Raw genomic sequence first — 23988 nt, forward strand, 5'->3', positions numbered from 1 at the left:
ACACCGGCCGTCCGACTAGAAAACCTTGCGGGCCACCTTTTGCGCGATGTTGACGAAGTTCTTCACATGCAGGCCTTGCTCGTCCAGCCGGTAGTTGACAGACAGTTCGGTGCGCGCGAACTCGGGTTCGATCCTGAGGAATTTCATGCCCTTCCGCGGGGCGTTTGCAACTGACTCCGGCACGATGCAAACGCCCTCGCCAACGGCAACCAGGCCGAGTGCGGTTTGCAGATCCATGCACCAGATGCGTAGCGGCGCTTCGAAACCGGCGTCTTCGATAGCTTTTAGAACCATGTCCGCATAGCTCGGGCGGGGTTTCTCGGGATAGAGGATCAGATGATGCGTTTTCAGACGCTCAAGCTTCGCGACCGAGCGTGCCCCCGTGTCCACGATATCGGGTAGGGCCAGGATTAGCCTTTCTTCGACCAGGTGTTTCGAAAGGAACTCAGGATCCTTAAGCGTTGGGCGCGCGAACACCACGTCGAGTTCACGCGACACCAAGGCCCTATGCAGATCCGCATTGTTCATGGGGATGAGGCTAAGGTTCACTTCCGGGTAATTCGCTCTGTAGGACCGGATGATGTTTGGGAGTATGCCAAAGGTCGCAGAACCAACGAAGCCAATACGCAGACGTCCCTCGGCTCCCTGGCCCAAGCGGCGCACTTCCAGCTGGGTATCTTCAATCTGGGCCAAGATTGATTTCCCGCGCTCAAGCAGTCTTTCCCCTGCTTGGGTCATCGTTATCGCGCTGCGGCCGCGATTGAATAGGATCGCACCAAGCTCTTCTTCCAACTGCTTGATCTGGCGGCTGAGTGGTGGTTGCGCCATGTCGAGACGCTCAGCTGCCCGCCCAAAATGCAATTCCTCTGCCACCGCAATGAAATAGGACAGCTGTTTGAAGTTCATTTTCAGGCACTCCCCCAAGTCTTCACGTTAGGCGATCCTTCCAAGTGAAAAAAGACCCCCGAAAATCGGGGGTCAGTTTGGTGGGAGGTGAAGTGGTTTACTCGGCGGCTACGGCCTGCTCGGCGGCACCGGTCTTAAGCACAAAGTCGAACTCGAAGTGCAGATCAGTGCCCAGTTCCTTGGGGGCCGGCTTGAACTTGCCGATCAAGCTTTCTTTGACGGCAAACACGCTGTCGTTCTCCAGCCATTCGCTGTCGGCATCGTAGATCTGGCTAATCAACGGGCGGTAACCGTCTTTGGAGATAATGAAATGCATGTGGCCAGGGCGGTTCGGGTGGTGGCCCATAAAGCGCAGCAGTTCCCCTGCGGTCTCGTCGTCGGGGATCGGGTAGGGGACAGGCCGGACGGCAACAAAGGCGTAGTGCCCGTTATCGTCAGTTTCGAACCGGCCGCGGAGGTTGTATTCGGGCTGGTCAGGATCGAGGTTCTCGTAGATGCCGTTCGGTGCATCCTCCCAGACATCGAGCGTCACACCAGGAATGCCGTTGCCGTTCTCGTCGCGGATGTAACCTTCGTAGTAGGCTGTTTCTTCGTTGTCGAAGTGCTTTTGAATGGTCGAAGCGCCCTTGGGCAGGACTGGCGGGTTTTCGCGGTAGAACGGTCCGAGCACGGTCGATTCACTCTCGTTGCCTTCGACCGGGTTGGTCATCATGTCGACCAGGACTTCGATGCCCAGGATATCGGCCAGCAGGATGAATTCCTGGCGATTGTCGTTGCAAAGCTGTCCAGCGCGGGCAAGGTAATCACAGGCGGCCAGAAATTCGTGATGCTGAAGTTTCACGTCTTTGATGAAAGCATGCATGTGCTTGATGATACCTGTCGCGATCTCGCGTTCACGGTCGGTGATATCGCCGTGCTGGCCGAGGCTGCCGATCACAACCTCCGTAATGTTTTCTTGGTTGACGATGCCCATGGATAATTCCTCCTCCTGGCTGTCTGGGGGTTCGAAAACAGGACGCTCCACCGTCCCTCGTCTGCGATCGAACTTCCCCCCAATCGCTCCTCATCCCAATGCCTGGGGCGGTATCGGGCAATACCGCAAACGGCTGTAGCCCTCGGAGTGTCCTTTAAATCAAGCAGTTATAAGGGCATTCAAGATGCGCCCGGCCTGAGAGTATTGCCTCATACCCGGGATGGTATGGCTTCACTGTATTGGCTCGTGGCACCAACGCTTCAGTAAATTATCGCATGGGAGGCTGAGGTGATCGATACCTTCAAGCATATTCAGCAAAGCCTTGAGGCGACGCCGCACTTGCTGCGCCTCGGCTGTCTGTTTTCCGAAACGGTGCTGATCGAGATCGACGGCAGCGAGTACTACCTGTCTTTCGATAAAGGGCTCATCGTGTCCGTCGTAGAAGGTCCGAGCCGCAAGACACCCTGGCGATTTGCCCTGCGCACAGATGCCGAAGCACTGGAAAAGTTCTGGCAGGCCCGTCCCGAGCCGGGGTTTCACGACATTTTCGGGCTGGTGAAGATCGGCCGGGGCCGGATTGATGGCGACATCCTGAGCCTCGTCAAAAACCTGCGCTTCTTCAAGGAAGTGCTGACGCTGGCACGCGCAAAAAAGGAGCTGGCCGCATGAGTATCGAACCGATCACCGGCCGCTATGTCACCGTCACCGTGGGCGGCGCGCCCCGCCGGATCTATTTCGAGGAAGCAGGGCAGGGCCGTCCGGTCATCTGTCTGCACACCGCCGGGGCTGATACCCGCCAGTGGCGTCATCTGATGAACGACACAGAGATCACCGCTTCGAACCGCCTGATCGCTTTTGACATGCCATGGCACGGAAAATCGCTGCCGCCTGAAGGCTTTGAGACCCAGGAATACCTGCTGACCACCGAAGCCTATATCGAGACCGTTCTCGCGGTCATCGACGGTCTTGGGCTGGAATGCCCGGTTCTGGCTGGCTGCTCTATGGGCGGGCGCATCGCGCTGCAACTCGCGGCTTTGCATCCCGAGAAATTCAGCGGTTTTATCGCAATAGAAGCCTCTGATTTCCAGCCCGCCTGGTATGATATCGACTGGTTCCACCGCCCGGATGCCCATGGCGGCGAGATGGGCGCAGCGCTTGTTTCGGCCAACATTTCCCCCTTCGCGCCAAATGCCGAGCGCTGGAACACATTGTGGATGTTCATGCAAAGTGGTCCCGGCGTTTTCCGTGGCGATCTGAGTTTTTACACAAAGGACGACAGCCTGATCCCGCGTTTGCCGACGATCGCTACGGCAAATACCCCTGTTCACATCATCGTCGGGGCTTACGACCTGACATGCACACCCGAGGATGCCGAGCGGACAGCCAAGGCGATCCCTGGCGCGACGCTCGCTGTGATGGACAAGCTCGGACATTTCCCGATGAGCGAACACCCGGACGGGTTCCGTCCCTTCTTCGTCGAAGCTCTTGGGAAAATGCCCAAACCAGCTGCGAAGGCGGCCTGACACTCAAATCAGCACGGGAGGAGGAGCCATGTGCAAGAATGCCGACAACCCCTGTCCAGGATGCAAGAAGCACAAAAAGGCAGAGGCCGCATGGATGTTCTTCACCGACGAAGAACGCGCCGCCATCGAGAGTATGAGGCAGGCCGGCAAGGCCTCCGCATCGCGCAAGGCACGCTCCTGAACGGATCCAAACCTGACGTGCCGCATTTCCCGTGACGCGGCAAAACCGGAACAAAACAATGACAAACCCCTGCATCATCTGCGTGGCGATTACCGGCAGCCTGCCGACCAAAGCCAACAATCCGGCTGTTCCAATCATCGTATCGGAGCAGGTGGAATCGACCCACGAAGCCTTTGAGGCGGGTGCCACCATCGTTCATGCGCATGTGCGCAATGAGGATGAGACGCCCTCATCGGACCCTGAGAAATTCGCGGCCCTGAAGGAAGGTATCGAGAAACACTGCCCGGGCATGATCATCCAGTTCTCGACCGGCGGGCGGTCGGGTGCGGGCAAGACACGCGGCGGGATGCTGCCCTTGCGGCCTGACATGGCGTCGCTTTCGGTCGGGTCGAACAATTTCCCAACCCGTGTCTACGAGAATCCGCCGGATCTGGTGGCCTGGCTGGCTTCGGAAATGCTGGCCTACGACGTCAAGCCAGAGATCGAAGCGTTCGATCTTAGTCACATCCTGAAAGCCAGACAGATGGCCGATGAAGGCCAGCTTGCGGGCACACCCTACATTCAGTTCGTGATGGGGGTGAAGAACGCCATGCCGGTCGATCGGGATGTGTTTGACTACTACATCCGCACCGTTCACCGTCTTTTCGGTGACGATGCGCCATGGTGCGCGGCCGGCATCGGGGCCAATCAGCTCACGCTGAATGAATGGGCGATTGCTGCGGGCGGGCACGCGCGTACAGGGCTTGAGGACAATGTCCGCCTCGACCGGAACACGCTGGCCCCCTCCAATGCCGCTCTGGTTCGACGAACCGCGGAAATTTGCGCAAAGAACAACCGCCCCGTCGCGACCTGGCAGGAAGCGCGGCGCATCCTCGGGCTTCGCCTGCCCACCGACAGCATGAACCGGGGTGAGACCGAAAATACTGCGGTGGCCACAATTGTCTGATACGGCTGGATACCAGCGACTGCGCCTGGGGGACATTTCCGGCTCCGCTGTCGGGGCCGGTTTCCTTGCAGTCCTTGTATCTTATTCCGGTCCTCTGCTGATCTATCTCAGTGCTGCCGAGGCCATGGAAATTTCCCGGTCAGCATTCACATCTTGGGTCTTCGCAATCTCGATCGCGGCAGGCCTGTCGAGCATCGTCCTCAGCCTGTGGTTCCGTGCCCCTGTCGCTATGGCCTGGTCCGCGCCTGGAACCGTGCTTCTGATCGGGTTCGGTCCTACTCTGCCTGCTGCTGAGATGGCGGGGGCCTACATTGCCGTCGCGGCGGCTTTGATCCTCATCGGTATTTCCGGCCTGTTCGATCGGCTCGTGAAAGTTCTTCCTCCCGCCGTAACAAACGGCATGATGGCGGGTATCCTGTTCGGTTTCGGCCTCAAGGCTGCAGGCGGGCTGGCCACAGATCCGGTGGTGGTCTCCGTTCTCATCGCAGCCTTCGCAATTTGCACCGCCACCGTGCCGCGCTATGCCGTGCTCGCCTTGCTGGGGCTGGCTCTTATGCTCACCTCCATCGCTTATGAAACATCGATCACATCGGTGAGCTTGTCGATGGCGCAGCCGCAAGCAATAGTGCCACAATTCTCGACGTCTGCGATGCTCAGTCTTGCAGTGCCGTTGCTAATAACGACTCTCAGCGGGCAATTTCTGCCAGGAATGGCGGTTCTGAGGGCCAACGGCTACGCGGTCTCGGCCAATCCGATCATGATCTTTGGAGGACTTGCCTCCGCGGGCGCCGCGGTGTTCGGTGGAATCAGCACCGCGCTTGCGTCAATCACGGCAGCTTTCTGCGCAGGGCCAGACAGTCACGAAAACCCGGAGCGCCGCTACATTGCGGGTGTTGCCTGCGGATTGTTCTTCTGCCTCGGCGGGCTCTTTGCCGGGAGCATCGTCGACATCCTGATCATGCTGCCATCCTCCGTCATCGCACTGCTGGCGGGGTTGGCGCTGCTGCAACCGATCCTGAAATTTACCGCCGCAATGATGGCGTCCGAAGATGCCCAGGCTGGGCTGCTCACCTTCATTTTCACCGCATCCGGCGTGTCGCTCTTCGGGATCGGCGCGGCATTCTGGGGAGTCGTGGCGGGCATCGTGTTTCATTTCCTGACGCGGTTTGGCCGCTGGATGATGGACCGGCTGGCGGCGTGAGCGGCCCCTTTGCTTGCGGTTTCAGTACAGCTGGGCAAGGATGACGGGCACCGTGACGGCCCCGAAAAGCGTTGACAGAACAATGGCCGACGCGCCGGTTTCACCGACTGAGTGGCGGCCGCAGAACACCGCATAGGATATGTGAATCGGCGTGCAAAATTGACCCACTTGGGTGGGTTATGAGCGAGTAAAATTGACCCACCTGTTTTCGTTAACATCCGCACAAAAAGTGCGGAGGAAAGAGCAGGTGTTACTGATGGAAAGCGTGTCGAAGATCCGACGATGGGTATTGGTTGAGGGACGCAGCATCCGGTCTGTTGCGCGGGCGACGGGATTATCGCGGAACACGATCAAGAAGTATCTGAAGGATGAGAGCCCGCCGAGCTACCAGCGCCAGGCCCCGCCGGTTCGGCACAAACTGTGCAACGGGTTTGATCTTCGGCTTCAGGAGCTGTTCGATCAGGACCAGAAGCGACCACGCCGGGAGCGGCGGACGGCCCAGAAGCTCTATGAGCAGCTCGTGGTGGAAGGCTACACCGGTTCCTATTCGCCAGTTCAGCGATTTGTCCGCGATCTGAGGCGGGCCGGTGCCGGTTCGGGCGAGGCCTTTATCCCGCTGCATTTTGCGGCAGGCGATGCGCTGCAATTTGACTGGAGCGAAGAACGGGTTGTCCTGGGCGGTATCGAGCAGAAGGTGAAGGTTGCCCATTTCCGCCTGTGCCACAGCCGCAAGCCCTTTGTCGTCGCCTATCCCGGCGAAGCCCAGGAGATGGTGCTGGATGCCTTTGCGCAGGCGCTGTCTTTCTATGGCGGGGTTCCACGCCGGGTGATCATCGACAACCCCAAGACCATGGTGACCTATGTCTCCCGCTCCAAGGACCGGATATTCCATCCCCGGTTCCTTGCCTTGATGAACCATTACGTTATGGAGCCGGTGGCCTGCACCCCGGCTGCGGGCTGGGAGAAGGGACAGGTCGAGAACCAGGTCCAGTTTTTGCGCGGCCGGTTGTTTGTGCCCAAACCTGCCTTTGATGATCTCGATGCGCTGAACGATTGGCTGCGCCTGCGCTGTGAAGAGCTGGCAAACCGGCCCCATCCCGAGCAATCGGATCGCACGATTGCAGAGCTGTTCGAAGACGAACGCGCCGAACTGCGCCCTCTGGGGCGAGCATTTGACGGATACGTGGAAAAGACCGTTCGTGTTCGCTCCACCTGCCTGGTTCAATATGCCAGCAATCGCTACAGCGTGCCGTCCCGGTTCGCGGGGCAACATGTGTCGCTGCGCGCCTATGCAGGCCGGATCGTGCTGGTGTCGGGCCAGGATGTCATCGCCGAGCACAAGCGTCGCTTCACCCGCAATGTCAGCTATTTTGAACCTTGGCACTACGTGCCGCTGCTGGATCGCAAGCCCGGCGCCCTGCGCGACGGCGCCCCCTTTGTGGACTGGCAACTGCCTGAGGCCATGCATCAGATCAGGGAGCACTACATGGCCGGCAAAGGCGGGGATCGGGAGTTCGTCGATCTGCTTCTGCTGGCCCAGGATCACGGGGTCGAGGTGGTCGAGACGGCTTGCGAACTGGCGGTGGAACAAAACACCCTGCGCCTGCCCGCCATCATCAACCTGATTAACCAGTTGGTGGAGCCGGTCATCACGCCGCTCAGCGACGCCTATACCTATCCGCAGCTGACCTTGCGGCCCGAGGCCGATTGCAAGCGCTATGAGACGCTGTGCTCGGCTGAGGAGGCTGCCGCATGAACGCCCTCATCGACCAACTGACCGCCCTGAGGCTGCACGGGATGGCAGCTTGCGCCCATGATTTGCTGTCCGCGCGCAAGCCACCAAGTCTGACCACAGCGATAAAGCAACTGATCGACGCTGAGACTGTAGAGCGGCGGGTGCGCTCCATCCAGTATCAAATGAGGATTGCGAAGTTCCCCCACCACAAGGACTTCGCCACCTTCGATTACAGCGCGGCCGCCGTCACCCAGCCCCAAATCGAGCCGTTCTGCTCAGGCCAATTCACAGAAGAGGCACATAATCTCATCCTGGTGGGCGGAACCGGCACCGGCAAAACCCACATCGCCATCGCGCTTGGAACCACCCTGATCAGCAACGGCAAGAAGGCGCGCTTCTTCAACGCCGTCGACCTGATCAACGCCCTGATCAAGGAACAGGCCGAGGGCAATGCCGGGAAGATCATCCGGCAGCTCTCGGCCCTGGACTGCGTCATCATCGACGAGCTGGGCTACATCCCGTTCCCCAAGTCCGGCGGCGCGTTGCTGTTCCATCTGATCAGCAAGCTCTATGAGAAGACCAGTGTCATCATCACGACGAACCTGGAGTTCGGCGAATGGGTCTCGGTCTTCGGTGACGCCAAGATGACAACCGCGCTTCTGGATCGCGTAACCCATCACTGCGCAATCATCGAGACAGGCAACACGTCATACCGGTTCGCACAGAGCAAGCGACGCAGAAAAACATAAACGTCGCGCAAGCAAAGCCCCCAGTCGGACTCGCTATATGAGGGCGGCCCGCCTGGGGCCTTTGCGCCACAAGGGGTGGGTCAAATTCAAACGCTGAAACCGGGTCAGTTTTGAACGCTCATTGACAGGATAGAAACAGCGGCATGCATGAAAACAGGACCGCGTCCCGCGCCACCGGGTCCTGCCAGCCGAATACAGCGCAGAAGGCACCGCCGACCACAAACGGGTGGATGATCAGCTTGGCCGCGGTGACGGCCGCGACACGCGGTCCGCTGCGCGACACCCGGAATTGCAGGATACTGCCCCCGATCACGAACAGCGCGATGAACGGTGCGGCGGCGACGATTGACGTGACCACACGGTCCAACCATTCCGGAAGGGTGAGGCCGGTCGCGAGGAAGGCGAAACCGGCGGCCAGGCCCAAGACGACTGGGCTGTGCGCCAGTGCTTTCAAAGCGGCGCCAAAGGCGTTCTGACCGGATGTGTTCTCGGCCAGCAGCGCCAGTGTAGTCACGACCGGGATGATGATCGCAACTTCGGCGAACACGACCCAGGAAAAGACCTTGGCCGCGCTGCCGGGTATGAAGGCCGAGGCAATCGGGAAGCCGAGAAAAATGGTGTTGGCGGCCGCCCCGCCGAGCGCCAGGATAATGCGCTGCGGGGCCGGTTCGTGCAGGGCAAAGCGCAGGACGGCCCACAGAACCGCGCTCGACACTAGCGATGCGGCGCCAAAGACGAATGCGTTGAGCCAGGAGAAATCCGCCAGCGTTTCGCCGTTTGCGATGGCGGAAAACAGCAGCACTGGAATGCAGGCATTCATCACGAACCGGTTCAGAACCGGCAGGCCGTCTGCGGGAAACCATCTGCGGGACACGAAGAGGCTGCCGATCCCGATCATCGTGAAGATCGGCAGCATTAGGAGCAGGACATCGGTCATGGCGAATCACTCTGGAAGGCGCCGCTTGGGCGCGCGTGCATGTTGCCGGGCGCAGAGTTGGAGCTGGCACCAAGGTGCCTGCGCTGCATTTGAAAAAGCGCGGCGCGGTGGGCGGCGGCGGCCCCTTTATTGTTCATCTTGCGGTTTGAAGACGCCGTCGAAGAAGGTTGAAAGTGCAGCGAAGCCGTCAAGCGGCAGGATGTGCGCCACGTATTGGTCCGGCCGGACGACGATCATGCAGCCCTGTTTGCAGTCAATGCCGCGCATCGCGTAGATGTCGTCACCCCGCTTGTGATCGACGCAGAAAATCTTCTCGAAGTCGCGCAGCCCGTAGCGGCCCTTTCCAGGCCGAAGCAGGCCCGGCATGTCCTCAAAGTTCAGCGCCTTGAAATCCTGCTGGAAGATGGTGCGCAGGTCGATCAGGGCATCGATATCTTCAGCTGCACGGGTATACCGCCGGATCGGTGACGAAGGGTCATTTTCCAGATAGGCGCACAGGTTATGAATCGCACCGCCTTCGGTTCCATCGTCATCTTGTCCTGCGAAGGCGTAGATGCGCCAGCGCCCGTCCGCTTCGGCAACATGGCCCAGCTGCATGGGCTTCGCATCGGATAGCCTTAGAACCGGCGCCGAATGGAAGCGCTTGCCCGCGATTTGGCCCGTGGCAAGCGACTGGTGCGCCGACGCGGCGATAATCCTTGAAGGTTCGTAGTGAACGGCAAGCCCGCCGGTAAATTCCAGGTTCTCGATGAACTGCTTTTGAAACCGGGGCATTTCGCTGCCATCAAGTTCGGATTCGCCCGGCGGAGCGCTCATAATGCGCGCCCACTTGTGATCGGTCTCAACTAACCGCTTGGCTTCCAGCTGACGTTCGGCCGAGTAACTATGCAGCAGGCCCGGGTCTGACCGGCCGGTCAGAACATGGGCAAGTTTCCAACCGAGGTTGAAGGTGTCGCCCATGGAAACATTCATACCTTGCCCCGCCTTGGGGCTGTGGGTGTGGCAGGCATCCCCGGCGGTGAAAACGCGGGGTGTCCGGTGGGCAATCTCATCCGCGGGGACATCATCGAACTTGTCGGTCAGCCTGTGGCCGATCTCGTAGACCGACCACCAGACCACCTCTTTGACGTCGATGGAGTAGGGGGCCATGATCCGGTTCGCCGCAGCGATAATATCGCCGGCTGTCAGGTTGCGGTTCGACACCCGTTCATCCGGATTGAGCTTGTCGAGTTCGACATACATCCGGAATAGATAGCCGCCTTCGCGCGGGATGATCAGGATATTGCCTTCCTTCGCTGACTGGATCAGGCACTTCCTGCGCAGATCCGGGAAATCTGAATTCGCCAGAATATCCATAACCCCCCAGGCCTGATGCGCCGCATCGCCGTGTAACTTGCCACCGATTGATTTGCGCACTGTGCTGCGCGCGCCGTCGCAACCGACCACATAATTCGCGCGCACTGTAACAGTGTCACCTGCGCTGCCATCTTCGGCTACGTGTTCCAAGGTAACAGTAACGGGGTGATCGTCGCTGCCGCTGTCAATCGCCAGGTCATTGACGCGCAGCCCGTAATGGGGTTCCAAACGTGTTGGGGCGTTCTTCATCACGTCGAGGAACAACTGGTGTATCCTCGCCTGGTTCACGATTGTATGCGGCATCTCTGACTGATCATCGGCCACGTCCTGAGCGATCCCTACGCGGTGGATATGGCTCGGATCGGCGGGGGAGGGCTTCCAGAACGCCGTCTGGTTCACCCAGTAGGCTTCGCGCTTTACCTTTTCCGCAAAGCCAAAGGCCTGAAACATTTCCATCGAGCGGACGCTGACGCCATCGGCTTGCCCTTTTTCCATAGGCCCGTGTTTTGGTTCGACAATCATGGTCGAAATTTCCGGAAAACCCGCCAACTGTGCCGCGAGGCACAGCCCTGCGGGTCCGCACCCGGCAATCAGTACATCGACCTTTTGCGGGATATCGTTTGCGTTCGAGGTGGCACGACCAAGGCCTGGTGCTGATGGTTTGATATCGGGATCACCAGGTTTGAACCCGTCAACGTAGTACTGCATGGCCAACTCTCCGCTTCACCGCTTTCTGAACGGTTATTACTGATTGTACTATTCAGCGCCCCCCTCAAGTAAGGTATGTATACATACCATTCCGGTTGGCCAGCGCATTCATGCTGTTATTACTGGTTGCTCTTCCCCAGCGTAGAAACCGGGCCGAGAGGTGATGCGGTTAAGATCAGAGTCCCCGTTGATTTCGCAAATTCCAGTATGCCCGCCGGCTGCGCGACGAAGCCAGCCTGCGGGGGCACCGCACCGGACTGAAGGTGGCAGCGCTAAGCGGCAAGGTTCTTGCCCGCTTCCATGATGCGCCGGCAGACCAGGCCGGGGTCATCCAAATCGCGGGACAACAGCAGAACCAGTTTCGCCAGCAGTGCAGCGTGCTGTTCCTCTCCTGCGGCGTCCAGCGCACGGGCCAGGGTTTCAAAAACGGATTCGAGGTCTTCCGGTGTCATTTGATTTCTCCTGCTGTGGCGCGGGCGAAAGCCTGCCGCAGCGCTCCAGGTGTGGCTTGGCACCAGCGGGCGGCAATATGGGTGTCGGGCCGGATGAGATAGGCGCTGTCCGGAGAGGCAGAAAGCAACCGCGCGGCGTCGGAACCCGGTGGCAATACGATATGTGTCAGGCCCAGCTCAGCAGCAGTTTCGGCCAACGCCTCCCCGAAGGTGACGAGACTGAAGCCGGGGCCCAGAAGGCCGGAGAGAAACCCGTCTGAAGTGCGGGCGTCGGGCAACACCGTGCCAGGCTGCGGGCCACCTTCGAAGCCCGTATCGTCGGCCCAGACGGCAGGGCTGGCGGCATAACTGTAGGGAGTCATCTGCCGGGGGTTGGCCAGCCCGCCTGCGAACGGATGGCTTAGCGCGAGGTTTAGCGCCGTGTCTCGCATCAACTGCCAGCCGGGGCTGGGCGGGGTCATGAATCGGGCCGACTTGGATGCATTGGCGAAGACATCCAGCGTCGCGCCGCGGCGTTCCGGCGTGTAGCTGTCCAAAAGCGCTGTCCCGGCTTTTCCTTGCAGCACCCAGGCCAGTTTCCATGCGATGTCATAGGCGTCGGCCAAGCCGTTGTTCAGGCCGCGCACGCCGAAGATCGGCACGATATGGGCGCTGTCGCCGACGAAGAACACGCGTCCGTCCCGGTAGTCATCCAGCGCCAGCGTGTTGGCGGAATAGACGCTCCACCATTCCAGCTCCCAGTCGCCGTCATGGCCAATCTCCCGCAGCACTGCGCTGACCGAGGCGCGCACAGTCTCCTCGCGGATGGCTTTCTTCTCATCCTCGCCATCGTGAAGCTGGTAGTCGATGCGCCAGATATCATCTGGCTGCTTGTGTACCAGGACTGTACCGCCGCGGCGGCAGTCAGGGTCAAACAGTGCCCGGCGGATGGTTGGGTAACCGTGCTTCATCTGCACATCGGCGATGACATAGCGGCCCTCGTAGTTCTCACCTTTCAGGCGAAGGCCGCGCAGTTTGCGGATGGCACTGCGGGCGCCGTCCGCGGCCAGCACCCAAGCCGCGTTGAGCGTATAGATGCCGTGCGGGTCTTCGACCGTTAGGGTGACGCCATCGCGGGTATCACTGGCCCCGGTGATCCGGCTTTGCCAGCGGGTTTCGATCAGCGGCTCGCGGGCGATGGCGTCCCAAAGATACTGCTCGATGTACTGCTGCTGGATGTTGTACATCGGCCGGTACTTCTCGGCCCGGCTGTCAGGCATTGCGAACTCGAGGATCTGGCGGCCGCGGTAGAAACTGCGCCCTGTGGTCCAGGGCAGCGCTTTTTCCAGGAAGGGCGTTACTGCGCCGATGCGCTCGAAGATGCGAAAACTGTGGCGGGCGACACAGATGGCGCGGCTTCCGTCGTTGAAGGTGGACTTAGCGTCAAACAGCACCGATGGCACGCCGTGGCGGGCCAGGGCGAGTGCTGCTGTCATGCCCACAGGACCGGCGCCCACGATTGCGACCGGAACATCATCTGATAGATTGCTGCGGTATTCCGGCGGATCAAAATGCGGGTACGTGAAGTAGAGCGAGTCGGTGTCGCCGCGGCCTGCCGGTCTCATAGGTAAGTTCCTCCTTGATTGGGAAAAACATAGCTGCCCGGCAGGTGTCCTGTCTGTCCTCCTTGAGGGGGGACATGATAGCTTGTGGCGATGGCATCCTGTATCCGGCATATCGATACTTGTCTTGCGCTGCTGGGCAGCGGCGGCTTTGCGCCGGCGTTTTCAGAGTTCATGGAAACGTTGGGGGCCGATCAGGTCATGGTATTTGCGATCACTGAAGGGAATGCGCGCTGCCTGTTCTCGCGCCATTACCGAAGTGCAGCGCTAGCCGAGGAACTGTCAGCGCAATATCTGGATGGCTGGTATCTGCAGGATCCGCTTTTGCCTGAACTGGTGCAGGCGCAGCCAGGCACAGTCCGGCTGAGGCGGCTGGAGACGATTGCTGAAACGATGGGCAGCGACTACCGGCGGATATTCTTTGACACGCCGGGGCTGCGGGCCAAGACCACTGTGCTGGCCGCCGGAGTGCGGCTGAGGCTGTTCGTAAGCCTGTACCAGACGGGCGGGGCACAGCCGGACTGCGACGCGGATTTAGCACGAATTGCAGGCCGGTTGGCGCTGATGCATTTCGAAAGTACCGCCGGCAGCGCCACTCCACCGGCTCTGGACGCGTTGAGTGAGCGGGAGCGGGCGGTCTGCCTGGGTATTCTGGCGGGGCAGAAGGCGGAGGTGATCGCAGCGGCTCTGGAGGTCGCGCCCAATACCGTGATCACCTACCGTAAGCGCGCCTATGGCAAGCTGGGGATCAATTCGCGTGCGGGGCTGTTCTCGCTGTGCAGAGACCTTGGTGCCTCGAGCTGACATTGCTGCAAAGCTGGCGGCCGGCCTGCGGCAGTTTCCACAGTAAAAGTCCCGTTCAGGCAAGGAGAACCTGAACGGGTCTCGGAGTTCACCCTACCGTACTTCCCAGCCAAAGCGTCAGGGCAGGGAAGGCGATCAGCAGAGCCAGCCTGGCTACATCGGCGATGATGAACGGCACCAGCCCTCTGAAGATCTTTACCACCGGGACTTCTGGCAGCACGGCCTTGAGAACAAAGACGTTCATACCGACGGGTGGCGTGACAAGGGCGATTTCGGTCACCACGATCACAATGATGCCGAACCAGACCAGGTCAAAGCCTTGGGAAACCACCACCGGTGCGAACAGGGGCACGAAGATCAGAATGATGGCCATAGAATCCATCACGCAGCCCAGAACAAGGAACACCGCCATGATGACGAAGATCAGCGCGAGGCCTTCGAGCCCGGTCGACTCGACCAGCCCCAAAACACCCGCGGCAAGCCCGGACAGAGTGAGCAGCTTGGACAGCATCAGTGCGCCGAAAAGCACAGTGTAAAGCGATACCGAGGTATAGGCGGTATCGATGATGATGGTGCGCAGCACGCTCCAGCCGAGCCGCCCGTGAAAGGCCGCGATCAGGATGGCAAGACCAGCTCCCATGCCAGCGGCCTCAGTGGGGGTGAACAGCTTGGCATAAAGCCCGCCGATGATCAGCCCGAACAACAGCAGGAAAGGCCAGACGCCGGACAGCGCCAGGAGCTTTTCCGGCCAGGGGGTGCTTTCCCCGCGCGGGGCATGGCTTGGGTCAAGGGCCGCAATGATGCGGATTGCCACCATGTAGGCGGCCAGACCGATCAGCCCCGGCACCACTCCGGCAATAAACAAGTCGCCGATGTTGGTCTGGGTCAGAATTCCGTAGACCACCATGATGATCGAGGGCGGGATCAGGATGCCGAGTGTGCCGCCGGCGGCAATGGTGCCGGCCGCCAGCTCGTCGGAGTAGCCGTATTTTTTCATGCTGGGATAGGACACCTTGGCCATGGTGGCGGCGGTGGCATAGCTGGAGCCGCAGACGGCGGAGAAGCCGGAGCAGGCGGCCATGGCGGAAAGCGCCAGCCCGCCGCGCACGTTGCCCACAAAGGCATATGCGGCGCGGAACAGATCGTGGGCGATGCCGGTTTTGGAGATGACATTGCCCATCAGGATGAACATAGGCACTACGGCAAGGTCATAGGACAGCACTGCGTCCGAGATCGTCAGCGGCACCAGCTGCAGCGCAATGTTCCAGTTAATCGCCAGCCCGATACCTATGACCGAAACAGCGAGCAGCGAAAAGGCCAGCGGGATCCTGAGGAAGGCAAGCAGGATGGCCGCAGCCATGGACAGAGAACCGGCAATCATAACACTTCCTCCTTATGGGTGTTTTCGGCGTCGGCCAGCGGCCTGCCGAGGACCACGGCAAAGGCGGCCACTGCAGACAGCGCGCAGCTCAGTGCCATGAAGAAATAGAGCGGTGCGCGCGGCACGCGAAGCGCTTGACTGACCTCAGAAATGCTCGAGGCATTGAGGCCGTGCTTGACGAACAACCAGGCCATCATGCCGAGCACAGCTGCCACCAGAAGCCCGGTCAGCACGCGCCACCATGCCAACCCGGGGCGGTCCAGCAGTTTGTCGAGAAGATCGATTGTCAGGTGCGCCCCCGCGGCGGTCACCAAAGGCAAGCCGGCAAAGACTGTCAGCGCCATCAGGTGTTCGGTAATGTCATTTGCGCCGTAAACCGGTTCGCCGAACAGGCGGCGTCCGATCACATCGGTGAAGGTGAGAGCCACCATGGCCAGCAGAAACAGTGCCATTGCCGTTTCTACTGTCCGGCGGATTTTCAAAGCCAAAGAGCGCATCCTGCGGCCTCCTATTGCAGAAAGGGGGACGGCCGCACCGTCCCCGAGTGGTTTGCCCGGAGAGGGTTATTCCGCAGCCAATTCGGTGTAGGTCTCTCTGTAGAAGCCAAGCATCGCAGCCGGGTCTTCCACGCCGGCAGCCTTTGCCTTCTCGGTCCACTCCGACACCATCTCGTCGTAGATATTGTTCACCGCGGTAATCAGCTCGGGTGCGGCTTCGGCAATTTCGTGACCTTCAGCAGCCAGCTTCTCCGATGCAGCTGGGTTTTGGAGATCGAAGTTCTTGCCCCATGCCGCCGACAGGGCCTCACCGGTGACGGCTTCGATCGCCGCTTTGTCGGCATCGCTGAGCCGGTCCCATTTGGCGCCGTTCATGATCACGAAGAAGGTCGCGTCATAAAAACCGTTGGGGAAAATTGTGTGATGCTTGAGGCTGTCCTCGAGCCTGAAGTTGACCACGGATTCCATGGTGTGCAGCGAGCCATCGATGACTCCGCTTTCCAGCATTTCGTAGGCTTTGGTGGCGGGCGCCGCGACCGGAACCGCCCCCAGTTTGGTCAGCAGCTGCTCCTGGATCGGGCCTCCCATGCGGAACTTCTGGCCGCTCACATCCTCGGGTGTGGTCACAGCGGCGCTGCCGTGGTGCAGTTGGCCGCCTCCAAACATGCCTACGGCCAGCATCTTGACCCCGTCAAAAGCAGGATTGCCGGCCAGAAACTTCTCGTAGGTTTGCCAAAGCGCCCGGCTTTGTGCCTCGGCGTTGGTGCCGGCGTTGGGGAATTCCGCGAACCACAGCGGTACGAAACGCTCCGGCTCGTAAGTGAAATTACCCCAAGTGATGTCGGCGACGCCATTGCGAGCCAGCTCCCAGTGCTGCGGCGGGCTGGCCAGCGGCGCGGGCAGGATGGTCACGGTGACACGGCCTTCTGTGACCTCAGCTACTTTTTCGGTAAAGGGCACGAGAAAGTCGGTATGCACGAAATGGGTCGGCGGCACCCAGGACGACATCGTCAAGTTTTCCGCGCTGGCGGCTTGAACCGTAGCGGTCAGAATTACGGCAGCCGCCGCGGCGCCCTTGAGCAGTTTGATGGCAGGGTTGATCATCTGTTTCCTCCCTTGGATGTATGATCGTGGTTATTCAGGCTTGCGGGTCCGGCATTTGGCCAGGTCGGCAAAAATCGCAGCACCCAGCGGAATGACCGCCGGGTCGAAGACGAATTCGGGGTGGTGCGGTGCACGGCCGTCCTGTCCGATGAAGAAGTAGCTGCCCGGCACCCGGTTCAGAAATTCCGAGAAATCCTCGGAGGCCATCAGATTTCGGGCATCTGCAATAACTTTGTCTGCACCGGCGACCCGTTTGGCCGAGGCCGTCACTGCGGCGACGGCGTCACTATTGTTGAAAGTCACAGGAGCAACTTTGGTGACCTGAAGCTCTACCGCGACGCCGTAGAGGTGCTCGGCCGCAGTGGCGGCTTCCTGAAGCAAGGTGGCCAGCCTGTCGCGTACCTCGGGCGCGTTGGTGCGCATTGTTCCTTCGATGGAGACCTCAGCAGGCAACACATTGCGAGCCGTGCCCCCCGTGAGAACGCCAAAGGAGATCACACCGGCTTCCCGCGCATCGATGACCCGGGTCGACGTTTGCTGTACCAAACCGATGAAGGCAGAGGCCGCCGCGATGGCGTCCTCGCCAGTATGCGGCATCGAACCGTGGGCACCATTGGCGCGAATGGTGACGTCGATGTTGTCAGCTGAGGCCATTGCTGCAGCTGATGGTATGCTGACTTTGCCCGCCGGCAGGCCGGGCAGGTTGTGCAGGGCGTAGATCTCGTCGCAGGGAAAACGCTCGAACAGGCCGTCGGCCAGCATTGCGCGGGCACCGGTAAGCAATTCCTCGGCAGGCTGGAAGATGAAATGCACGGTGCCGTCGAAATCTGGGCTGTGCGCCAGATAGGCCGCCGCAGTGAGCGCGGTGACGGTGTGGCCGTCATGGCCGCAGCCGTGGAATCTCCCCTCCACTTTTGAACGGTAAGGCACGTCCGCCTCTTCTGCCATCGGCAGTGCATCCAGTTCGGCGCGAAAGCCGATGCGGCGGCCCGGTGCAGCATCACTGGCGCCTGCACCGTGCAAGGTTCCGACGACACCAGTGCCGCCGAGGCCAGTGGCAACTTCATAGCCGAATTCCGTTAGACGGCTGGCTACGAAGGCAGCGGTCTTGGTTTCTTCGAAGCCAGTTTCGGGATGGCTGTGAAGATCGTGCAGCCAGCTCTCAGAAATGGGCTTCTGGATGCTATACCACTCTGCGAACATGCGACGGGCCTCCATTATGTCTCAAGGCAAGATGGTTGCGATGTGAGATTAAATTTGCAAAGTGGTTATAGTTTAAGATTATTGCTTGGTGAAATCAGGGTATCGCTTGATACCTTTCCTGCACCGTGGCTCAGTAAATAACGGATCCAGATGAAGATGAAAAAAGCCTTCAGAAACGAAAGATTGACCTACCGGCTCGAGCTCGTGGCGCAGGAAGCGATCGGTGCCAATGACGAGATATTCTTGCGCGAAACGGGCTTCCGGATCCGGGAATTGCGGGTTTTAAGGCTAATTGACGACACACCTGGCACCACATTTGCGGAGATAGCCAAGGCGACGGGATTGGAGCGCAGCCTTACGTCGAGGATCATTCGAACCCTGTTGGGCGACGGCCTGATTGTAAGGGAGAACTCTCTTGAAGATGCCCGGGTGTTTCTGCTGACTACAACGCCCAAAGGGCAGAATATTCGTCGCATCGCCCGCCAGTTATCTGACCGTCTTGAGGTAATTCTGACTGAACCTCTGTCGGACCAGGAGCTTGCAACGCTTGACGGAATTCTCGACCGGCTCGGCAGCTGGATCACCTCGGAAGAGTACCGAACTGCATTGGCTGTTGATTAGGCAACCTGTTCTGGCGTTTTTTCCCAAAGAATCCTTCAGTAAACTGTCAATGAGCGTTCAAAACTGACCCGGTTTCAGCGTTTGAATTTGGCTCTGACTCAGTTTTGGTGCAACTTCGGCCTCCCTCAGATCAGAGCGCTTGAACGAGCCGCGCTTTGAGCAGGTCGATGTTCGCCCTTCCATACATCTGGCGTTTGAGCGTTTTGAGGCGGTTAATCTGCCCTTCAGTCTGCCCGTTCGACCATGGTTCCCGAAGCGCCGCGGCGACCGCTGCCTGATCTCGCCGCAGCCCGCGGGCAAAGGCACCGAGCAGCCCGTCTTCCGCTTCATTCAGCCATCCTTCCAGCGCGCCTTCGCGAGCATTGCGTACCATGTCCGTAAACCGGTCGGTCAGCCTTCGGGCTGTGGCGAGAGCAGGCAGCGAAGCTTCGATCCTTGCGACCTGGATGGCATCCGCCTTGCACAGATGATCCCGGCCCAGGGTCAGGAGGCGGGCAATCTTGCGCGTGGGCGGCGATTTTTCTGCTCCCGATGGCGCGGCCCGCCCGGCACGGCGCTGGCGCGTGGCCCATTCCCCGACGACGCGGAGGCTGCCCTGGAAACCATCGGCCCGCAGCCGGCGCCAGATTTCGGCGCCGTTCCGGCAGCCGCCCGCCCATTCCCGCTCCAGCCGCGGCAGCCAAGGAGTCAGACTGCTCTCACGGATGCGGAAAACATCCTCGCGTTCCCCGCGCAAAATCTGGCGGACGAGCTGGCGGCTGAGCCCTGTCTGGCGAACGATCCGCCGGATCGGTACGCCATCATCAGCCATCTGGCGAACCATCCGGTTGGTTTGCTGGCGGCGCAGATAGCCTTCGTATTGCAGCTTTTCAGCGGCTGTCAGCAGCTTTGGGTCCAGTGTCTTTGCTCCGATCGCTTTGCGGATGGCAGGCATGTTACGCTGCACAGCGGCCAGGAAAGCTGTGCTCACGTTTTCTAACAGGTGCCAGCGGTCGGCAACCTGAACCGCTTTTGGCAAGGCCCGAGAGACGGCACCTCCATAGCCTCCGTTGCGGTCGCGGGCGACGACCTCAATCCCTGGACGGGCCCGCAGCCAGGCCTCGACCGTGGCCGGTTCCCGGTCCGGAAGGAGATCAATGACCCGGCGCCGCTCCAGATCGCAGATCAAAGTGCCGTATCGCTGCCCCTTTCGCCAAGCCCAATCGTCGATACCTATAACGCGGAGATCACTGTTTGAGGCCTCAGCCGTGTCCCGGATGCTGCGGAGGAAAGTATCCTTGCTGACCGGCAGCAGGAGCCGTGCGGCGAGCGCCTGTGCCGGACGCCCGCCGAGTGCCAGGCCGAGGTGCCGGACCAGTCCTTGCAGACGGGAGGTGCGCCGCGCATGTGGCCGGGTCACGTCCGCCGGAAACCGCTCGGCAAATATCTTGGCTGGGCAATGCAGAGCACGGCAGCGAAAGCGGCGAACCAGCAGGACCAGTTCCACCTTCCGGCCATGCGCAGGAAGATCGGCAGGCCGTCGGCGGTACCTGCTGTGAACATGGCGTGAAGCCGTGCCGCAGCGCGGGCACGCCGCCGTGGCTTTGGCGGAACGCGAGTGGATCCGGACCGTGTTCCCAACAAGCTCAACCTGGTCGGCCTTGAGACCTGCTGGCAGGAAATCCCGCCGTGAAAACTGTGACGCCATCGGCAACCTCCTCCAAAACCTGCCAATATATAGCGCTTAGCAGGTTGGGCTGCACCAAATCTGCTTCAGAGCCAATTTTGCACGCCGATTCACACTGAAGGTCTGCAAGCGGCCTGAGGATAGGCCACCACACCCCGGGACTAAACACCTAAAACCAAAAGTGCTAGTGTTCCACACCTGACATAGGATTCCCATCGGTGATGATGTGTGTCAGTGTCGAGGGATGAGACGTGGTGACCTTTACCTGTATCTGAGCCCTGATGGCCGAGCCGAGTTTCAAGCCATTGTTGCCGCCCGAAACACGCCCCGCAAGCTGGTCTGGCGGGCCGAGATCGTGTTGGCGACGGCGGACGGCCACGGTACTTTCGCAATCATGCGGCGCGCGAAGGCGTCGAAGCCGACCGTTTGGCGCTGGCAGGCGCGGTATCTCGACGATGGCCTGGCCGGGCTCAAGCGCGACAAGACGCGGCCGTCGCGGGTGCCGCCGCTGCCTCGGGAGGTGCGCCTGAAGGTGATTGCCAAGACGGTGCAGGAGACCCTTCCGAACGCAACGCATTGGAGCCGCTCGACCATGGCCGAGGCGGTTGGCATCTCGCCGTCGAGCGTCGGCCGCATATGGGCCGATACGGGTCTGAAACCGCATCTGACCAAGTCCTTCAAGGTCTCGAACGTTCCAATGTTCGAAGAAAAGGACACCGATATCGTCGGGCTTAACCTCGATCCGCCAGAGCGGGCGGTGGTGCTCTGCGTCGACGAAAAATCCCAAATTCAAGCGCTTGACCGGACCCAGCCGGGGCTACTGCTGAAGAAGGGCCGCGCCGCCACCATGACCCACGACTACAAGCGTCACGGCACAACCACCCTGTTCGCGGCGCTCGACGTGAAGTCGGGCATGGTGATCGGCGAATGCTTGCCGCGCCACCGGGTCAAGGAATTCCTGAAGTTCCTGCGCCGCATCGACAGGGCCGTCCCGGCGCCGCGTGAGGTGCATCTGGTGCTCGACAACTACGCCACCCACAAGACGCCCGAGATGATGGCCTGGCTGGCAAAGCACCCGCGGTTCAAGTTGCATTTCACGCCCACCAGCGCATCCTGGCTCAACTTCGTTGAACGGTTCGTCGCCGAGATCACGTCCAAACGCATCCGGCGCGGCAGCTATTCCAGCGTCGACGACCTTGAAGCCGCAATCTACAACACCTGCTGCTGCACAACGCCAAGCCGAAGCCCTTCATCTGGACCAAAACGGCTGAAGACATCATCGCCCTAGATCGCCGCGCACTGAACGACCTCGATGAAATCCGGGGCAACAGGTAGCAAGCGTCAGACTCGAAGCACTAGGAGTTGGGGTTCAGGTCTCGCTTACACTGGTGCAGGATGCCGTTTTGGAGAGCATGAATATGGCAGTAAACAATTTTTCGGAAAATCTGCGTTTGTTGTGCAGTTATTCGCGTTCTATTTCTGACCTTTGCGAACGTCTTTCGATTAACCGCCAACAGTTTCATCGATACCTAAACGGCCAAAGCCGACCATCGCACAGAAATATGCTAAAGATTTGCGACCACTTTGGAGTGGAAGAGCACGAAATCCTAATGGACACCCGGGATTTCCGTCAGCTCATTGCGGTGCGGCGTCCTTTGGAGCATGAGGCGGATCCTTTTGGTGAATATATTGCAAAGCTGTATCGGATCAATCCCAACAGCTTAACCGAGATGTTGCCGTTCATTGGCTATTATCATTGTTACTACCGTCCAATTGAGTTTCCAGGGAAAATACAGCGGTCGCTTATGAAGGTGTATCGCGATCGCGGATATATTTACATAAAAAATGTGGAAAACTATGCTTCCGTCAAGCACCGATCACGGCGCACGCTAAAATACACAGGAATCGCGTTCCACACCGGTGAACGGATATTCGTGCATGAGCGTGAAATGAACGCCGGCCAAATGATCTGGACAACTATTCTCTACCCTGCCCAACGCGATCAAACTTCGGTTCTCACTGGCCTAAGCCTTGGAATCAGCAGCGCCGCAACGCGGGACATAGCCTGCTATCACGTCGTTTGGGAACCACTAGGGCAAACTATCGATCTCCGCCAGGCGCTGAAGGCATCAGGTCTATTCAATGAAGATGATCCGGCCATTTCGGATGAAATCCGGGAAGCAACGCTTAATGTCAGTAGAGCTGACAACCATGGATTTGTCGGTCGGCCTTGGTCACATTTCTGAGACTACAGCTGTCGCACCTTGTCTCTATCTTAGATGCAGTACGCGACTTCAGCTCTGGCGATCAATCTGCAACTTTCGTCGGGCTGAATACGCGTAGCGATCATCCGAATGGGAGGAGAGCCCCGTTGTGACCGCAGGACCGTGGTATGCGGCTCCGCGTGACGGCTATATCAACAGGGAGAACTTGACATGAAACCGAAATTTTTAGCCCGGGCAGCCGTCATGGCTGCAACCGCAGCAATACCGGCCACTGAAGTGCTGGCCACTAACCGTACCGAACCAATAGTGGTTCCGGTTGTCAGCGACACTTCCACTGACGTAATTTCGAAAATCCTCGGCGGGACGCTGACTGAAGCGGGTTATAGGGTGGAGTATGTCGAGGCGGATTACACGGCCAGTTTTTCGGGTATTCAAACAGGCGATCTCCAATTCGCCATTTGCTGGCAATCCACCTGGGAGCTTTGCGAAGGTGCAACCGAAAGCGGCAAAGCCGTCAATGCGGGTGTTACTGGAGTGAGTTCCGCCGAAGGCTGGTGGTACCCGGTTTCGCTTAAGGCGCACTGCCCCGGCTTGCCTGACTGGGAGGCACTGAAACAGCCAGCTTGCATTGAGGCGCTGGCTACAGCCGAAACTGCTCCGAAGGCCCGTTTTATTGAGGGCCCGGCTGACTGGATCATGCCAGTTCAAGAGATGGCAGCAGCCTTTGGAATAGATGTTGAGCCTATTGCTTCCGGAAGCGCGGCAGCGCTCGTGGCTACGATCTCGACGGCTGCCCGGCGCGGAGAACCGGTAATCGGCTGGGGATATACGCCGCATTGGTATTTTATGAGTGGTGAGGGTGAATTTGTGAAATTCCCTGAATACAGCCAAGATTGTTACCTTGACCCTGCTTGGGGACTAAACGCTGAAGCGACACATGACTGCAATGTGCAGGTTGGGGCGTTGTGGATCTACGCGAACGCGGAGTTTCTCGACAGTGATGCTGGTGCCAAAACAATCATCGACAAGTTTGAGCTTGCAGATGCCCAGGTTGCAACCATTCTGAAGGCAGTCGACGTGGACGGCATTTCATTGGACGAAGCCGTTGCCAGCTGGATGGTTGAAAATGAAACTATCTGGAAAGCGTGGATTAATTAGAGGCGCCTCAATTCTAGAACTCCGGCCCGGCCGCGCTGAAAGCCGGGCCATCCTTGCCTGT

At 59.5% G+C, this 23988-nt stretch carries 22 protein-coding genes and 1 pseudogene; 12 read left to right on the forward strand and 11 right to left on the reverse strand.

From position 1 onward, the window contains the following. Positions 1-15: 15 nt before the first annotated feature. Both ACXAED_RS23905 and ACXAED_RS23910 read right to left on the reverse strand, forming a co-directional pair. Positions 16-906: a LysR family transcriptional regulator gene (locus ACXAED_RS23905; protein ID WP_475054208.1), complete on the reverse strand. Its 891-nt coding sequence runs from the start codon at positions 904-906 to the stop codon at positions 16-18. Between the two features lie 97 nt (positions 907-1003). Beyond that, positions 1004-1879, reverse strand: coding sequence for a dioxygenase family protein (locus tag ACXAED_RS23910; RefSeq protein ID WP_027233524.1), 876 nt, complete (start codon positions 1877-1879; stop codon positions 1004-1006). Positions 1880-2167: 288 nt separating this feature from the next. Here ACXAED_RS23910 and ACXAED_RS23915 point away from each other — a divergent pair, with 288 nt between their 5' ends. The 7 genes from ACXAED_RS23915 (at position 2168) to istB (ending at position 8214) form a co-directional block, all read left to right on the forward strand. Continuing rightward, positions 2168-2548 carry a hypothetical protein gene (locus ACXAED_RS23915; RefSeq protein ID WP_036796608.1) on the forward strand — a complete coding sequence of 127 codons (381 nt, stop codon included), beginning with the start codon at positions 2168-2170 and terminating at the stop codon, positions 2546-2548. Continuing rightward, on the forward strand, positions 2545-3402 hold the full coding sequence (locus tag ACXAED_RS23920; protein WP_027233526.1) for an alpha/beta fold hydrolase: 858 nt from the start codon (positions 2545-2547) through the stop codon (positions 3400-3402). Before ACXAED_RS23915 ends, ACXAED_RS23920 begins: the two co-directional genes overlap by 4 nt. 28 nt (positions 3403-3430) lie before the next feature. Next, positions 3431-3583 (forward strand): DUF1289 domain-containing protein, encoded by a 153-nt coding sequence (locus ACXAED_RS23925; RefSeq protein WP_152612168.1) that lies wholly within the window; start codon positions 3431-3433, stop codon positions 3581-3583. Between the two features lie 58 nt (positions 3584-3641). After that, complete coding sequence (locus ACXAED_RS23930; RefSeq protein WP_027233527.1) at positions 3642-4529, forward strand: 3-oxoadipate:acetyl-CoA acetyltransferase; 888 nt, start codon at positions 3642-3644, stop codon at positions 4527-4529. Continuing rightward, positions 4492-5730, forward strand: a complete 1239-nt coding sequence (locus ACXAED_RS23935) for a benzoate/H(+) symporter BenE family transporter (protein ID WP_475054211.1) — start codon at positions 4492-4494, stop codon at positions 5728-5730. The genes ACXAED_RS23930 and ACXAED_RS23935 overlap by 38 nt, the downstream gene beginning before the upstream one ends. Positions 5731-5986: 256 nt before the next feature. Continuing rightward, positions 5987-7486 carry an IS21 family transposase gene (istA, locus tag ACXAED_RS23940; RefSeq protein WP_475046390.1) on the forward strand — a complete coding sequence of 500 codons (1500 nt, stop codon included), beginning with the start codon at positions 5987-5989 and terminating at the stop codon, positions 7484-7486. Continuing rightward, positions 7483-8214 (forward strand): IS21-like element helper ATPase IstB, encoded by a 732-nt coding sequence (istB, locus tag ACXAED_RS23945; RefSeq protein WP_027234437.1) that lies wholly within the window; start codon positions 7483-7485, stop codon positions 8212-8214. Before istA ends, istB begins: the two co-directional genes overlap by 4 nt. A gap of 118 nt (positions 8215-8332) precedes the next feature. Here istB and ACXAED_RS23950 read toward each other — a convergent pair whose 3' ends face one another. The 4 genes from ACXAED_RS23950 to ACXAED_RS23965 form a co-directional block, all read right to left on the reverse strand. After that, a complete protein-coding gene (locus tag ACXAED_RS23950; protein WP_475054214.1) occupies positions 8333-9151 on the reverse strand; it encodes an AEC family transporter in 819 nt (272 codons plus the stop codon). 126 nt (positions 9152-9277) lie between these two features. Next, positions 9278-11215, reverse strand: a complete 1938-nt coding sequence (locus tag ACXAED_RS23955) for an FAD-binding monooxygenase (protein ID WP_027233529.1) — start codon at positions 11213-11215, stop codon at positions 9278-9280. Between the two features lie 272 nt (positions 11216-11487). Further along, on the reverse strand, positions 11488-11667 hold the full coding sequence (locus ACXAED_RS23960) for a hypothetical protein (RefSeq protein ID WP_027233530.1): 180 nt from the start codon (positions 11665-11667) through the stop codon (positions 11488-11490). Then, positions 11664-13271, reverse strand: a complete 1608-nt coding sequence (locus tag ACXAED_RS23965) for an FAD-dependent monooxygenase (RefSeq protein WP_027233531.1) — start codon at positions 13269-13271, stop codon at positions 11664-11666. Before ACXAED_RS23965 ends, ACXAED_RS23960 begins: the two co-directional genes overlap by 4 nt. Positions 13272-13361: 90 nt before the next feature. Between ACXAED_RS23965 and ACXAED_RS23970 the strand changes: the two genes are divergently transcribed. After that, positions 13362-14072 carry a helix-turn-helix transcriptional regulator gene (locus ACXAED_RS23970; RefSeq protein ID WP_027233532.1) on the forward strand — a complete coding sequence of 237 codons (711 nt, stop codon included), beginning with the start codon at positions 13362-13364 and terminating at the stop codon, positions 14070-14072. An 88-nt stretch (positions 14073-14160) separates the two neighbouring features. On the opposite strand, the gene ACXAED_RS23975 is transcribed toward ACXAED_RS23970, so the two are convergent. The 4 genes from ACXAED_RS23975 to ACXAED_RS23990 all read right to left on the reverse strand — a co-directional run bounded on the left by ACXAED_RS23975 (position 14161) and on the right by ACXAED_RS23990 (position 18257). Further along, on the reverse strand, positions 14161-15453 hold the full coding sequence (locus ACXAED_RS23975; protein ID WP_027233533.1) for a TRAP transporter large permease: 1293 nt from the start codon (positions 15451-15453) through the stop codon (positions 14161-14163). Continuing rightward, a complete protein-coding gene (locus ACXAED_RS23980; protein WP_245597298.1) occupies positions 15450-15905 on the reverse strand; it encodes a TRAP transporter small permease in 456 nt (151 codons plus the stop codon). Before ACXAED_RS23980 ends, ACXAED_RS23975 begins: the two co-directional genes overlap by 4 nt. A gap of 111 nt (positions 15906-16016) precedes the next feature. Then, a complete protein-coding gene (locus ACXAED_RS23985; protein ID WP_051357601.1) occupies positions 16017-17054 on the reverse strand; it encodes a TRAP transporter substrate-binding protein in 1038 nt (345 codons plus the stop codon). A 30-nt stretch (positions 17055-17084) separates the two neighbouring features. Beyond that, on the reverse strand, positions 17085-18257 hold the full coding sequence (locus ACXAED_RS23990; RefSeq protein WP_051357602.1) for an amidohydrolase: 1173 nt from the start codon (positions 18255-18257) through the stop codon (positions 17085-17087). Between the two features lie 150 nt (positions 18258-18407). On the opposite strand from ACXAED_RS23990, the gene ACXAED_RS23995 reads away from it, so the two are divergent. Then, positions 18408-18878: a MarR family winged helix-turn-helix transcriptional regulator gene (locus ACXAED_RS23995; RefSeq protein WP_084299285.1), complete on the forward strand. Its 471-nt coding sequence runs from the start codon at positions 18408-18410 to the stop codon at positions 18876-18878. A gap of 130 nt (positions 18879-19008) precedes the next feature. Here ACXAED_RS23995 and ACXAED_RS24000 read toward each other — a convergent pair whose 3' ends face one another. Further along, positions 19009-20565: an ISL3 family transposase gene (locus tag ACXAED_RS24000; RefSeq protein ID WP_475054219.1), complete on the reverse strand. Its 1557-nt coding sequence runs from the start codon at positions 20563-20565 to the stop codon at positions 19009-19011. 223 nt (positions 20566-20788) lie between these two features. Here ACXAED_RS24000 and ACXAED_RS24005 point away from each other — a divergent pair. The 3 genes and pseudogenes from ACXAED_RS24005 to ACXAED_RS24015 all read left to right on the forward strand — a co-directional run bounded on the left by ACXAED_RS24005 (position 20789) and on the right by ACXAED_RS24015 (position 23927). Beyond that, a pseudogene (locus tag ACXAED_RS24005) lies at positions 20789-21879 on the forward strand (IS630 family transposase). An 83-nt stretch (positions 21880-21962) separates the two neighbouring features. Beyond that, positions 21963-22790 (forward strand): helix-turn-helix domain-containing protein, encoded by an 828-nt coding sequence (locus ACXAED_RS24010; protein WP_161631043.1) that lies wholly within the window; start codon positions 21963-21965, stop codon positions 22788-22790. A 189-nt stretch (positions 22791-22979) separates the two neighbouring features. Next, the gene (locus ACXAED_RS24015; RefSeq protein WP_051357604.1) at positions 22980-23927 is read left to right on the forward strand and encodes a glycine betaine ABC transporter substrate-binding protein; all 948 of its coding nucleotides are present in this window, start codon (positions 22980-22982) and stop codon (positions 23925-23927) included. Positions 23928-23988: the final 61 nt, after the last annotated feature.

The sequence above is a fragment of the Leisingera sp. ABM4_103 genome, assembly GCF_056158685.1.